Raw genomic sequence first — 14653 nt, forward strand, 5'->3', positions numbered from 1 at the left:
CAATTTAAAACAAATGACGCTATAGAACAAGTGCTGATGCAATATTTTGTAGTTATAAGGTAAATTTCATAGCAAACCGCCGTTAAAAGAACTAATAAGCAATATTCATCTGAGACATTAATAATTTCTAGGATGATTTAATATTTAGGGATTGCACTAGCAATTTAAAACAAATGACGCTATAGAACAAGTGCTGATGCAATATTTTGTAGTTATAAGGTAAATTTCATAGCAAACCGCTGTTAAAAGAATAATAAGCGATATTCATCTGAGACATTATAATTTTTTAGGATGTTTAATATTTGGGGATTGTTTTAGCATTTAACATAAATAATTTTAACATTTAATCGTGCAATGTCCCATTGGGACATATGCTGGGTAGAAAAAAATATGCAATATTTTTTATGTTCCGTTAGGAACATTTGGTGGTTGCCACGGCTACAATTCGCCATTCAATATCATGAGTTTGGCTTTTAAGATCGCAGCTACGCTCATCGAATCGGTAATCTCTCCATTCAAAACCATTTGATACGCTTCATCAAAAGACAATTTTTTAACCACAAGTTCCTCTGTTTCTTCAGGCATGGCGATACCTTGGATGAGATCGGTAGCAATGTAAATAATGCTAAGTTCATCACACACGGAGTTAGAAAGGTGCATTCTTTGAATTTCTTTCCAGTTCCTGGCGCTCATACCCGTTTCTTCTAACAGTTCCCGTCTGGCGCTTTCTAATGGCGCTTCATGAAATGGCCCACCACCTTCCGGAATTTCCCAACTGTAGGCATTAATCGCATATCGGTATTGGCCAACCAACCAGGTATTATAATTTTCATCTAAAGGAAGGATTCCGATGGCGCGATTTTTAAAATGAACGGTACCATAAATCCCTTGTCCACCAGATGGATTAATTACCTGATGTTCGGTTAAACGAATCCAGTTGTTATCGTATTTTACCTCGCTCTCTAGCGTTTTCCAAGGGTTGATCTCTTCCATGCTGCAAGATAAGCAATATGATTTTATCTTACTGTGGTTTTGCGGGAGGCGGCGGTGGTGGAATTTTATTTACGGTAATCTTAGTGAAACGATAATTCAGGCTAAAGGTGAAATTCTGTGTGTTGTTGGTCGAATAATTCTCCAGTCTGAAATTCTGGCCTTCATTGTAAAAGGTATTGGTTCTGTTTCCTAAAATATCATTTATCGTTATGCGAAGGTTTAACCGGTTACCCAAAAATACTTTCCTTGCCGAGAAATTAGAAGTCATAGAACCTTTGTTCCGGCCTTGTGCATTGGTATTGTTGGCATAGTTTAAGTTCGATTCGAAAGCCGTTTTTAGCGGTAACTGCATCGATAGGCCAATTGCTCCTCTAAAACTCAAACCATCACGGTTTAGCGAACTATTTAATTGCGATTTGTAATTACTTTGGATCACACTGAAATTTCCATTGGCCGATATCTTATTGGTAGGGCGATAATTCCCGATTAGGATAAGCGATAAAGAATTATTGCTGCCCACATTATCGTAAGTACTTTCAGATCTGGCTGTATTGGAGCCAGGAATTAAGGTGACTGTGCGGTAACGTTCTATAACCCCCTGACTGGTTGAATAAGAGAGCCGTGGGTTAAATGACCATTTCTGGCCAAAAGCCCCAAAGTTAATATCAAATTGATGGGTATAAGCTGGCGATAGATTAGGATTCCCGTAGGAGATATTCAATGTATCAACATTATTAACCTGTGGGTTCAAGGTATTTTCTCTTGGCCGGTTTACACGGATGCTATACGTAGCGCCAATATTATACCGTTTTCGGTAAAACCGATTTAAGGATAGGTTAGGGAAAATACTGAGATAAGGTTTTACATTATAATTCTGCCCAGTGGATAAATCGAAGGCTACATCGGTAAGCTCGGCCCTAACTCCTGTTTTAACGCCCCAGCCAACCTTGCGGTAGTTATAAGATGCATAGGCAGCAGCTATGTTTTCATTGTATAAAAACTGGTTCGATAATTTGTTATTACGCACAAACTGTTGCGTGGCAAAATTAAAATTCTCGATTAACAAGTCGTTATCGTTCTTTCTGTAGTTAAAAGCCAAGCCGGTTTCAATGCGGTCGCGTTTATTGAATATTGGTTTTTCGTAATCTAAGGTTATGTTTAATCCCCTGTTTCCGGTGTTATTATTGTTTTGCTGTATAGTTGGGGCTGATGTGCTGGGCTGTGCGTAAGTGGTGCTGTAATCCCTAAAATCGGTACTCTTGTTGGTATTGAAATTTAATCCTAAAGATATTTTACCTCCGCTGGTATCGGTCTGAAGATCGTAATCCGCATTAAAAACAAAGTTATTGCTATTGCCTTTACCTGTATTATGCTGATTGCGAAGACGGTTTTCTATCCGTTCTTCACTTAAGTAATGAAGATCGGTTGTAGCATTTGAATTCGAATTATTGAGGTTGTAATTGGTTGATAGGCGTAAACTTTGTTTTGGACTAATGGTCCAGTCTAAACCCATTCTAAAATTCCCACCATTGTTATGGTTGCGATAAGCCCCATATTGGTCATAATAGAAAGTTGTGTCAGGAAAAAAGTTTTCGCGGAAATTGTGGCTGTTACCCTTCCCAACATTATAACGATAAGCTGCGCTTCCATTTATAGCATAAGATTTTCCGCGGTAAGATGCATTTGCGTTAGTATTACCGTTGCCCTGCAATCCGCTCGAAACACCTACGTTACCGTTAAAGCCAACCTTAAAGCCTTTTTTCATTACAATGTTGATGATGCCTTCCCCATCCCCGCTATATTTAGATGGTGGGTTAGTGAGGACTTCTATCTTATCAATGGCATCAGAAGGGAGTACATTTAGCAGGTCGGCGATATTTGAGGTCATATAGTCTGAGGGCTTACCATCAATAAAAATCCTGGTATTTCTCTTTCCTGCGATGGTAGCATTGCCATCAATATCTACCTGCACCATCGGTACGTTTTTTAGTACATCTGTTGCGGTACTACCTTCGGCTAATAGCGTTGAGCCAACATTATAAGTAACACCATCAGCTCCAAATTCGATAGGTGGTTTTTGGACGGTAATGGTTACTTCCTGCAAAGAATTTTGCTCGGAGGTTAGCTTCAATGCGCCAAGGTTTTTATCGAAATCTTTTTCTGTAATGGCTATTCCATTTACTTTTAATGAGGCATAACCAACAAAACTTACCCTAATGCTATAATTTCCTGTTTTTAGATTTTTAATGCTAAAATGGCCATCCTCATCTGTGGCAGATGTAACTATAGGTTGTTCAGATCCATCGATATAAACAGATATTACGGCCGATGGGATAGATAATCCACCAACTTCTTCAACCACTTTTCCGCTGATTACACCTTTCTCTACAGCAAGCGCAGCAAAGGCGTTGAGTAAAATCAATAGGGTAAAGCAAAGCTTAGGTAAAAGTTTTTCCAATAGCTGATTAGTTAAAAAAAGGTGCTTAGAAATATTTTTCTAAGCACCTTCGGTTATTAAAATGATCCCTCATCAGGACGGTTGTCCTGCTGATCGTCTTTCTTCTTTTTTGCTCCCGTAAATGTTGATTTTCCAAACCGGTAAGAGAACGTTAAGTTACCCATTGTTCCCTGCATTTGTCGTTCAAAATCAACAATTGTTGCTTTATCTTCGGTGGTCATGCTCCATCTTCTGGTGTTAAATACATCTCTAACATTGAAACTTAAAGATGCTTTTTTATTCGGGAAATCGTATTTGGCTCCGCCGTCGATTCCGTACATGGCATTACGTTTTCCCTGTGCCATCACTTCCGGTGCTCTGTAATCGCCGCGTACCTGTAGCGATACATTTTTTGCAACAGTTAAATTTCCGGTTAGGTTGGCATTCCAGCTAAATCCACTGCTCGATGCAATATCAAACCTCGCATCTCCGGCAAACTTAGCTTGATATAAGTTTACGTTGGTGGTAAAATTTAAAGCTTTAATCAGATCGAAACGACCAATTAACTCTAAACCACTATTGATTTGATTTGTTAAATTTTGAGGGGTTGAAGTAATGATTCCATTAACTGGCGTACTTCTTACCCGTTGAATTACATCATTGGTTTGGCGGAAATACAAACTCGAAGTTAAGGTTACTTTTTTCCAGTATTTACTGTAGCCCAATTCGAAAGAATGTACATCCTCTGGCAATAAATTCGGGTTACCACCTCTATAGTTTAAAGGATCCGAAACATCCAGAAATGGATTGGTATCCCAAGGGCGGGGGCGATTTACACGGCGTGTATAACTCAATTGAAGCTGGTTGTCGCCTTTAAATTTTTGCGTTAAGAAAACACTGGGATAAATCCTTTTGTAGTGGATATTTCCTTCTGCGGTAGTTAACACATTGTTTGTATAGCCTTCTAAATGTGTGTCTAAACGCGCATCTTCCCCTCTTAAGCCAATCTGATAGCCAAAATCTTTAATCTGGTTCTGGTAATTAAAATAAAGTGCGTGCACCTGATCTTTACTATCGAAACCGTTAATTAACTTATTATTACTGACATAAATATTCGTATTGGTAGGAATCGAATCTGCGTATTGATCATTGTTTCCTAAGCGGATCTGGCTACGGTAACCAACTTCAATTTTACCCGCTTTACCAACAGGTAGTGCATAATCAGTCTGAATATTGTAATTGGTATTGTTACCGGTATTAAATACACGCTGTAAACTTAAAGTTTCATCAATCGGCACACCATTTCGGTTAGTGGTATTGGTACTGTAAGTTTGATCGTTATTGTTTGTACCATACGAATAACCAAAGTTGAAGGTTAACTCTTCTTTCGGTTTTTTAAACTTCTGTACGTAATCTAAATTCAGGTCATAACTTTTTCCATAACCGTCATTATTATTGGTTCTGTTGCTTAATAAGACAGGTGACTGGTTTGCACTTAATTGTCTAATATCAAGCAGCTCGTTACGTTCATTTTCTCTTGAGTTAAAACCACCCGATAAGCTGATTACGCTTTTTGGTGCCAAATAATAGTCTAAACCAGCTTTAGCATTGTGTCCTCTGTCTAAAGAATTAGAAACTGTATTCTGATTTGCGAAAGCTGTTGAACTGCTTGGCGTTTTGTAGGTAATATCCTGGAAACCGCCACCCAAACGGTTACCATATCGATAGCCATAGTTCCCATAAAGATTTACTTTGCTATTCTGAAAACTTAAATTAGTGTTGGCATTATAGTTATCACGGTTACCTGCAGTTAGTGCAACTGAACCGTTAAAGCCAAGTTTCGTATTTTTTTTCAGTACAATGTTGATGATACCTGATTGACCTTCTGCATCATATTTAGCCGATGGATTGGTAATTACCTCAACACTTTCGATAGAGCTTGCAGGGATCGACTGGAGGATCTGCGCGACATTACCGCCGGCAATTAAAGATGGTTTTCCATCAATTAACACTTTAACACCTGTAGAGCCACGTAAGCTCACATTGCCATCCATATCGGTAGAAACAGAAGGAACATTCTGTAATAAATCGCCTGCAGAACCACCCTCGCTGATTACGCTCTGATCTACAGCGAAAATCTTTTTGTCGATACCCATTTGCATGCCTTGTTTTTGGCCTGTTACGGTAATTTCGCTCAGCACATTTCCTTTTGAAGGATTCATTTTAATCTCGCCAAAGTTTAAGGCTCCAGTTGCCGCGGTAATAGTCACATTATCCCTAACCATGGTTTGATAGCCAACAAAACTTATTTTGAAGGTGAAAGTTCCGGCAGGGATATCGGCCATTACAAAAGCACCATTTACATCGGTTTGCACAATTTTTGCGTTTTTGGCCGTAGCCTTATCAATTAAAATTGCGGTAGCAAACGGAATGGTTTCTTGTGTTTTTGCATCTTTAAGTATTCCGGTAATTTTTGCCTTTCCACTTGTTTGCGCAAAAAGGCTAAATGATAAGCTTAAAAGTAAAAGGGTAATCTGTATTGTTCTTGATTGTAAAAGTCTCATTAAAAATAAAATTTCGTGTTTTTTATAAAGGGAGACAAAGTAACGGCAACTAAGTTTAATTAAGGAGCCGTAACTATTTTATTACAGCCATTTTATAGTAATATTTTTGTGGGTAATGCACAGTTTACAGCTAACAATTTGCGGTTTTCAGTTTTACGGAAACAATAAAAGAATATTACAATTGAACAATTTGCAAAATGTTACTTTTGTTTATTATGAATAGGATATTAATTGTTGATGATTTGCACCCTGCATTTAAAGAGCAGGCCATTGCTATGGGTTACCAGGTTGATGATGAACCGCAGATTACCCGCCAACAAACATTAGATAAAATAAAGGATTATACCGGCATTGCTGTTCGGACGAAATTTAGAATCGATGCTGAGCTCTTTGCTGCTGCGCCGAATTTAAAATTTGTGGCCAGGGCAGGGGCAGGGTTGGATAACATAGACGATAAAATTGCCTTCGAAAGAAATATCGAACTGATTAATGCACCTGAAGGCAATTGTGATGCCGTTGGCGAACATGCTACGGGTCTGCTTTTATCATTGATGAACAACTTCCGCAGGGCCGATATGGAGATTAGAAACGGGGTGTGGGATAGAGAAGGTAACCGTGGTTACGAATTGAAAGGCAAAAAGGTGGGCATTATTGGTTATGGCTTTATGGGACAAAGTTTTGCTAAGAAACTGGCGGGTTTTGAGGTTGATGTAATGGCCTATGATAAATATAAAACCGGATTTTCTGATGCATTTGCCCGCGAGGTAAGTATGGAAGAAATTGTAAAATACAGCGATGTACTGAGCTTGCATATTCCCCTAACAGCCGAAACCAAACAGATGGTTGATGACGAGTATTTCTTTCATTTTAAAAAGCCTATTTTCTTCATCAATACGGCCAGGGGCGAAATTGTTAACACAGAGGCAGTGCTAAATGCGATTAAAAGCGGAAAGATTTTAGGTGCCGGACTGGATGTATTGCAAACAGAAAAATTCCCGGCATTGGGCGAGCAGGTTTGGTACAATGAACTTAAAAATAACGAAAAAGTGATTCTAACGCCACATGTTGGTGGCTGGACATTCGATTCTTACCGTAAAATTTCGGAGGTTTTGGCTGAGAAGTTAAGTGGGCTTAGTTTTTAAGTTAAAGCAGGCTGTATCATAAATATAGAATTGTCATCCTGAGCCTGTCGAAGGACCTGTTTAAATTCCTCGCTAAGCGTTTCGACAAGCTCAACGTGACAAGTTCGAATGATATCACAACTTATGATGCAGGCTCCCGGCGCTAAAATTAATATTTTATGACGCATACAGCTATTCAATCCAAAGGTTATATTAAAAATGTCGATTTCGAATATGTTGAAACATACTCTTTTCAACAGCAGGCCTACTATTCGGATGCCACTAGAAATACTGTGGCAATATCTTGGTATGATAACCGCATAACTGATCTGAATGGTAACCTTGATAGCTCTTCGGAAAAGATTAGTTCCTTCCTGCGTAATAGTCAGGATATGATTAAATTAAATCACATTTTAGAAACCGAGGTTGCAAACTTACCTTCTTGGATGTGTCTACCTATTTACAGGGATGCAATCATATTTTATAGTAAGAGTGGAGAAATTGTTTCTGCGCTTAATGTATGTTTCGAATGCTCATACATGGAGGATGATAAAGGGATTAATATTAATGCAGACGAATCTACTTACGGCTTGCTAAAGTCCTTCTTAATCTCAAAAGGGCATAAAATTAGGACATAATTTTTTCTAAAATATTTCTTGCGTTAAAATTGTTTCTTGAGATTAAGATATTTAAACATTCTTAGTCAAAAGGGTTGAAAAGTAGATTAATCCTGATAATATTTTCTTAAATTGGCTATACAATCTAACCAATTTTATCATGCCGAAAGATCATTTATATTCAACTACAGTTACCTGGACGGGCAATAAAGGCTCGGGTACAATGGATTACCGTTCGTACGATCGCGATTATGTAATTTCAGTAAAAGGCAAAGCCGATATTTCTGGATCGTCTGATTCTGCTTTTCTGGGCGATAAATCTAAATATAATCCCGAAGACCTGTTATTGGCTTCCATATCCAGTTGCCATATGCTCTGGTATTTACATTTATGCTCTAAAAACGAGATCGTGGTAATCGATTATAAAGATGAGGCAATAGGTACCATGGAAGAATCGGCTGATGGAAGTGGCCGTTTTAGAGAGGTTACCCTGCATCCGCAGGTTTTAATTGCTGATAAAGCACATTACGAACTTGCAGCTTCGCTGCATCATGAGGCAAATAAAATGTGTTTTATTGCCAATTCATTAAATTTTCCGGTAAAACACGAGCCTGCTTGTAAAGCAGAAAACGGTTAACAGTTTTCAGTTGATACAATCGTCCTCGTTTGTAACGAGGATGGTGGAGAAAGGCGATTTTATCGCTATTAATTTGTTTATGTCGCATTACAAATGCGGATCTCGATAATCCTCGTTACAAACGAGGACGATTAGTTAACAATTTTCAGTTGGTAGTTATATTGAACTGCCAACTGAAAATTGCGAACTGTAAACTATTTAGCTGACCAAACATTATCCGCTGGCGTAGCATCTACATAGATACCGTTATCTAAACCAATCGATTTTATTTTTTTAGTAGTGTTAAGCACTATGTTCACCTCTTTTTGATTCGTTTTCCAAACTGCAGGTGTTTTGTGGATGGTGTCTGCTTTTCCATCGGTATAAGTAACCACCACATTAAATGGAATGGCAAAACCACCTACATTTTTAATGGTCACGGTAGATTTTCCTTTTGTAGGCGTTACTTTAGTAATGGCTAAATCAAGATAGTTGTTGGTGAAAAACCAATTCTGGAAAAACCAGTTTAAATTTTGTCCAGATCCTGCATTCATCGAGTTAAAATAATCCCACGGAATAGGATGTTTGCCATTCCAGTTGCCCATATAGGTATGCAATGCTTTTTTAAATAGCTCATCACCAAGCATATCTTTTAACGCCAGATAAGATAAGGAAGCCTTTCCGTAAGAGTTATTCCCATACCCCGAACCCGAAACCTGATCAGACATCGAAATTACGGGCTGATCTTCTTCTGTCGATTTATCATTGATATATTTATTTACCCTAAAGTTTTTGTAAAACTTATCAGCTGCCTCTTTGCCGTGTTCTGCAATACCAATTAAATATTCGAATGTTGTAGCCCAGCCTTCATCCATATAAGCATAACGGGTTTCGTTAATGCCCATATAAAAAGGGAAGTAAGTATGCGCTACTTCGTGGTCCTGAACCAATTGTGCAAAAACAGGATCGCCAAATTGAGAATCGTTAACCATCATCGGGTACTCCATGTCGGCAAAACCTTGAAAAGCAATGGTTTTGGCATAAGGATAGGGGATTCCCGGCCAATTGTTCGAGAACCAATCTAAAGCATTAAGGTTGTATTTAACCGAATTGATAAAATCTGTTCCGGTAGTTGGGTTGTAGGCCGCCTGGGCACTTGCGCGGCGATTGGTTTTTTTATCTACAATTACGCTTGCGCCATCCCAAACATAATGGTTGCTCAGTGCAAAAGTAACATCTGTAATGTGCTTTACGGCAAATTTCCAGGTGTTCCAGTCTTTTTGCTGGGTTACTTTGCCATCTTTCATTTCCTGCTCGGTAGCAATGTGGATGAGCTCATCACCGTTATATGATTTTTTTAAACGTGCAGAAATTTCTGGTTGTAACACTTCATCTGGATTCAGGAAATCGCCGGTTGCATAAACCACATAGTTTTTAGGCGCTCTGATTGCGAATTCGTAATCATTAAAGTCGTTGTAAAACTCGGCTCTATCGGTGTGTGGAATGCGGTCCCAACCGTTATAATCATCAAATACAGAGATGCGAGGATAACTGTAGGCCACAAAAAAAGAGTTTGGATCAATCTGTCCCTCGCGACCGCTTTCTTTTGATAATGGGTAATCCCACTCTATTTTAACCGCAATTTTCGATTTTGGTAGCAAGGGTTTGTTCAGTTTTACATTACCAACGGTTCCCCAGTTTTTGCTATCTACTTTATACGTTTCGCCATCAACAGAGAAAGAACTGATATTTAAGCCTGTGCTCAAAAAATCTTCGCTTACCGCACCACCTCTCGGGGAGGTTGGTTTGTGCAGGTTGTTTACAAAGCGAATGGCTAAAGTTTTTAAAGTATCAGTGCTGTTGTTGCTGTACAAAATTTCTTCTTTACCGCTCACTACTTTGGTTTCGGCATCAACCTTAATGTCCATGTTATATTTACCATGGTTTTGCCAATAATTAGCTCCTGGCTTTCCACTCATTGAACGGGTGCCCTTAGCATATGCTGCTTTTATATTCCTGGGCATATAAAGTTCCTGGGCAGAAACAGTATAACCACCCAAACAAATGAGTAGGGCAATAGATAATAACTTTTTCATTTTTACGAATAATTTTAGCTAAAAATAGAACTAATGATTGAATTTTGAATAAGTGTATAAATGAATGTTACCATTGTGGTGATTCCGGCATATAATTATAAGAAGTAACGAATATGTTTGTCTTTATTTTAAGGGTTAATTAATGCTTCAAATTGACCTTTAGCGTCATAAAAGGTTAAAATATTGGTTACTTCTTAATTTTTTATTTGCTTTTGTAATTTCCACATTTTATCTTCGTTATAATTGAAGCAAGACTATGTAGCAAACCAACTATATAGTCTTGTTTGTTTTTTATAGCGTTTGAATAAAATTAATAGAGCAATGACAGAGGTAACATACTACACCCAAGAGGGGTTAGATAAATTAAAAGAGGAAGTTCATTATTTAACAACCACCGGTCGTCAGCTAATATCTAAAGCAATTGCAGAGGCAAGAGATAAAGGTGATTTATCGGAGAATGCAGAATACGATGCTGCTAAAGAAGCGCAAGGTTTGCATGAAGCAAAAATTTCAAAATTAAAGAATACGTTGGCAAACGCACGTTTAATTGATGAGTCTAAATTAGATTTATCGAAAGTACTTGCTTTATCGATTGTTAAAATAAAGAATGTTAAAAACGGTGCTACCATGACTTACCAGTTGGTAGCCGAAACAGAAGCAGATTTAAAAACGGGAAAAATTTCTGTTAAATCGCCAATTGCACAAGGTTTGTTAGGTAAATCGGTAGGCGAATTCGCCGAAATTGAGGTGCCGGCAGGTAAAATGCAGTTCGAAGTTTTAGAGATATCGAGATAAGGTAGAAGGCGGAGGGTTTAAGGCTTAAGGTCTGTTCTCCGCTATAAATTCCTAAACCTTACACCCTACACCTTTTAACCTTCCACCTTATGACTATTTTTTCAAAAATTGTTGCCGGCGAAATCAGTGCACATGTTGTTGCTGAAACCGTAGAATATTTAGCGTTTTTAGATGTTCAGCCTTTAACGGCAGGGCATGTTTTGGTTATTCCGAAAATTGAAACCGATTATATCTTCGATATGGAGGAAGATCTGTATGTTGGCCTTTGGATGTTTGCCAAAATTGTAGCGAAAGGTGTAAAAATAGCTTTCCCTTGCAAAAAAGTAGGCGTTTCGGTTATTGGCCTGGAAGTTCCGCATGCACATATTCATTTAATTCCGATGAATAATGTGAGCGATATGAACTTTAGCAAAGAAAAATTAAAGCCAACCAGCGAAGAGTTGGCTGAGGCTGCCGAAAAAATCAAGCAAGCCTTACTAGAAGTATAAAAAAGGCCGGCTGTGAAAACATCAGCCGACCATTCTACCCGCCTAACCCAAATATTTTTATGGCGCTGGAGCAACTGTAGCATTTAGCTGTAATACCGGCCAAGTTAAACCTGGCCCTTTTCCGATTACGATGCCCAGGTTATCGCCTCTTTTTACATCTGATATCCAGTAATATAAAGGCCATCCCTTATAGGTTAATTGTTTTTTGTTAACTGTTGCCACGGTAATTACTGCAACATCAGTTTTTGTAACAGCCGAAGGCACACTAAGCACTTCAGATTCGTACACCGGCCAAATACCTTCTTGTGTAGCGCCCTTGGTATATGTATTTACACCATTTTTATCTGGCGCAAAAGCATACAAAGTACGTCCTTTGCTATCGGTTAAGTAAATGGTTTTGCCATCACCAACAGCATAGGTGCTGGTATAATTGATATTGTTCGCAGTTAGTTGTGCATTGGCCAACATCAATGAATAATCGGGTTTAGCCACAAACCATATTCCACCAACACCATCGCCCTTAATATCTCCTTTTGCAACGTCGCTAGCAAAGTAATAAAGTGGATAACCACGGTAAGTGCTTTGTTTACGGCCATCAGCACGGGTAACCTCCCCAACTTCTGCTTTGTTCAGGTTTAAATCAGTACTGGCATCGGCTGAGAAGTAAAGTGGCCAAGTGGTTTCGCAACCGCCGGTGCAGGTTGGCGTACCTGCGGCATCAGATGCAAAAAAGTATAAAGTTTTACCGTCTTTATCAGTTAATACCGTCCCGAACTTGGCATCTGTTGCCAATTGAATCCCCTTTTTGTTAGATTCAGGCGGAGTTGTAGGTTCGTCCGAACTACTTTTTTTACAGGCACTAAATACCAAGGCTATATACAATACAGCCAATAGGTTTCTTTTTAAGTAGATTAGCATAAAATTTTTGTTTTTAGTTTTAACTTTAATCATTAATATGCTGCTATTACGCCGTCAGGTTGTAAATGGTTGCTTGTTGAAAAGAGAATTTTAGTATAACCGAACGAATGATAATTATTTTAAAGAAAATGCTTTTTTGAGGCAACCTTTTGTAATTTCTTGCCGTAATGTATTTTGAAAGGAGAACCTGTGACCGCTAGCCGCGATAGTGAAGATATTATACAAAAGTATATTCAAGGGTGCATTAGAAATGAAAGGGATAGTCAAAAAGCGCTATACAAACATTTCTATAGCTTTGCTATGGGTATTTGTTTGCGTTATGCAAACGATCGGTTGGATGCTGCAGGAATACTGAATGATGGTTTTTTTAAAGCCTTTAAGAACATAACTAAATATGAGCCCAGCAAGGCTTTTTTACCCTGGCTTGGTCGTATCATAACCAATACAGCTATCGATTATTATCGTGCTAATCTAAAATTTGCTGATCACGTAGATATTCTGGATCATGAAAATATTGCGCAGGTAAGTTCTGTCTATGATAAGTTGGCTTACCACGATTTACTGGCACTGGTGCAAAAGCTGAGCGCGGGTTACCGTACCGTTTTTAACCTTTTTGCCATAGATGGATATACGCATGAAGAAATTGCCGAAATGCTTGGGATATCGGTAGGTACATCAAAGTCTAACCTGTTTAAGGCAAGGCAAAAATTACAGGAAATGTTAAAAGCTACAGAGACGAAAACTTACCAGGTAAGGAATTCGGAAGTAGACAGGAACCTTTTACAGGTGAGGTTAAACACAAATATGCAATGAAAGAGGGAAAAGATATAGATAAATTATTTAAGGATGGATTGGAAAATCCCGACCTTCCTTTTAATGATTTAGATTGGGATAATCTGGAGGAGAGATTGCATCCAGCACCAAAAAGACGGGTAGTGCCGCTAATTTGGTTAACTGCTGTAGCTGGGATAGCCGCAATGTTGCTGGTGGTGTTTTTATTGGTTAAACCGAATGATAATCTGCCTAAAAACAATTCACTGGTAAAAACGGATACAAATACGAACAAAAAAGAAAACAATAAAGCTTTAGATAATACATCAGATTTAATCGAAACACCGACAGCGAACAACGCTTCCACAGCGAATAATGAAGGGCGTTTATTGACTGGAAATAAGGAAAGTATTAAAGCTGTAAATGAGCATAACGTTACTAATGGGGGCACGGCTAATACACATTTTCCTAAAGTTTTGGATACTGGTTATGTTATTAGTCACAACCTTTTAGCCAAAGTGTTGTCTACTGCGCAATTAAGCACGGAAAGTAAACCTGTAGCATTTGAAAAACAAACTCTTGTTGCTACCGTAGCCCACAAAAAATCGGAGAAAATGCAACCACAGGTTTTTAAGAAAAGGCCAAGGCTTGTTTTAAGTATCCAGGCTGCGCCAGATTTAACCAGTGTGCAGAAATCAGGCAAAAGTAGTTTAAGTGGCGGTTTTGGGGTAGAAGCTACGCTTTTCTTAACCAAGAAATTGAGTGTTACAACCGGGGCAGCTTACGCTAAGAAAATCTACGACTCAGATTTTAGCCAATACAAGCCTAACAGCAATTATGTTTTTAAGGTAAGCCCAGCAAATATTCACGCCAATTGTGATGTAATTGATATTCCAATTAATGTGAACTATAAGGTTTTTGACGGGCGTAGAAATTCGATTTCAGTAAGTACAGGTTTATCCAGTTATTTAATGTTGAAAGAGAAATACAACTATTCTTATAATGGAGCTTATCAAGGTCCTCTAAGTTACGAAGTCAGGAACGAGAATCAGCATTATTTAGGTATAGCAAATGTTGGTGTAGAGTTTCAGCACAAAATAAATAATAATTTAAGCATCAGCGCTAAACCATTTATGAAAATTCCTTTAACAGATATTGGCTATGGAAACTCTAAACTATCATCAACAGGTGTGGCGGTTTCGGTAAATATGAATTTGTTCAGGAAAGGAAATTAAGT

General features: G+C 38.4%; 12 protein-coding genes. 7 read left to right on the forward strand and 5 right to left on the reverse strand.

Features of this window, described 5'->3' with window-relative positions; genetic code table 11:
- Positions 1-438: 438 nt before the first annotated feature.
- The 3 genes from AC07VK_RS12895 to AC07VK_RS12905 are packed head-to-tail and all read right to left on the reverse strand — an operon-like array spanning position 439 to position 5994.
- A complete protein-coding gene (locus AC07VK_RS12895; RefSeq protein WP_492952513.1) occupies positions 439-993 on the reverse strand; it encodes an NUDIX domain-containing protein in 555 nt (184 codons plus the stop codon).
- Between the two features lie 28 nt (positions 994-1021).
- Complete coding sequence (locus AC07VK_RS12900) at positions 1022-3451, reverse strand: TonB-dependent receptor (RefSeq protein ID WP_492960924.1); 2430 nt, start codon at positions 3449-3451, stop codon at positions 1022-1024.
- 56 nt (positions 3452-3507) lie between these two features.
- Positions 3508-5994, reverse strand: a complete 2487-nt coding sequence (locus AC07VK_RS12905) for a TonB-dependent receptor (protein ID WP_492960926.1) — start codon at positions 5992-5994, stop codon at positions 3508-3510.
- A 215-nt stretch (positions 5995-6209) separates the two neighbouring features.
- Between AC07VK_RS12905 and AC07VK_RS12910 the strand changes: the two genes are divergently transcribed.
- The 3 genes from AC07VK_RS12910 to AC07VK_RS12920 all read left to right on the forward strand — a co-directional run bounded on the left by AC07VK_RS12910 (position 6210) and on the right by AC07VK_RS12920 (position 8369).
- Positions 6210-7136 (forward strand): NAD(P)-dependent oxidoreductase, encoded by a 927-nt coding sequence (locus tag AC07VK_RS12910; RefSeq protein ID WP_492960928.1) that lies wholly within the window; start codon positions 6210-6212, stop codon positions 7134-7136.
- A gap of 158 nt (positions 7137-7294) precedes the next feature.
- Positions 7295-7753, forward strand: coding sequence for a hypothetical protein (locus AC07VK_RS12915; RefSeq protein ID WP_492952517.1), 459 nt, complete (start codon positions 7295-7297; stop codon positions 7751-7753).
- Between the two features lie 139 nt (positions 7754-7892).
- Positions 7893-8369 (forward strand): OsmC family protein, encoded by a 477-nt coding sequence (locus AC07VK_RS12920; RefSeq protein ID WP_492960930.1) that lies wholly within the window; start codon positions 7893-7895, stop codon positions 8367-8369.
- Between the two features lie 194 nt (positions 8370-8563).
- On the opposite strand, the gene AC07VK_RS12925 is transcribed toward AC07VK_RS12920, so the two are convergent.
- Entirely contained in the window at positions 8564-10444 is a 1881-nt protein-coding gene (locus AC07VK_RS12925; protein WP_492960932.1) for a M1 family metallopeptidase, read from the reverse strand.
- Between the two features lie 321 nt (positions 10445-10765).
- On the opposite strand from AC07VK_RS12925, the gene greA reads away from it, so the two are divergent.
- On the forward strand, positions 10766-11239 hold the full coding sequence (gene greA / locus AC07VK_RS12930; RefSeq protein WP_029276724.1) for a transcription elongation factor GreA: 474 nt from the start codon (positions 10766-10768) through the stop codon (positions 11237-11239).
- Between the two features lie 89 nt (positions 11240-11328).
- Positions 11329-11727: an HIT family protein gene (locus AC07VK_RS12935; protein WP_492960934.1), complete on the forward strand. Its 399-nt coding sequence runs from the start codon at positions 11329-11331 to the stop codon at positions 11725-11727.
- A 57-nt stretch (positions 11728-11784) separates the two neighbouring features.
- Here the strand turns inward: AC07VK_RS12935 and AC07VK_RS12940 are convergent, their stop codons facing one another.
- Complete coding sequence (locus AC07VK_RS12940) at positions 11785-12645, reverse strand: hypothetical protein (RefSeq protein WP_492960936.1); 861 nt, start codon at positions 12643-12645, stop codon at positions 11785-11787.
- Between the two features lie 174 nt (positions 12646-12819).
- Between AC07VK_RS12940 and AC07VK_RS12945 the strand changes: the two genes are divergently transcribed.
- Entirely contained in the window at positions 12820-13458 is a 639-nt protein-coding gene (locus tag AC07VK_RS12945; RefSeq protein WP_492960938.1) for an RNA polymerase sigma factor, read from the forward strand.
- Positions 13455-14651: a porin family protein gene (locus tag AC07VK_RS12950; RefSeq protein ID WP_492960940.1), complete on the forward strand. Its 1197-nt coding sequence runs from the start codon at positions 13455-13457 to the stop codon at positions 14649-14651. The genes AC07VK_RS12945 and AC07VK_RS12950 overlap by 4 nt, the downstream gene beginning before the upstream one ends.
- The last annotated feature ends 2 nt before the right edge of the window (positions 14652-14653 follow it).

Source organism: Pedobacter sp. GW821-FHT01D05, assembly GCF_059422505.1.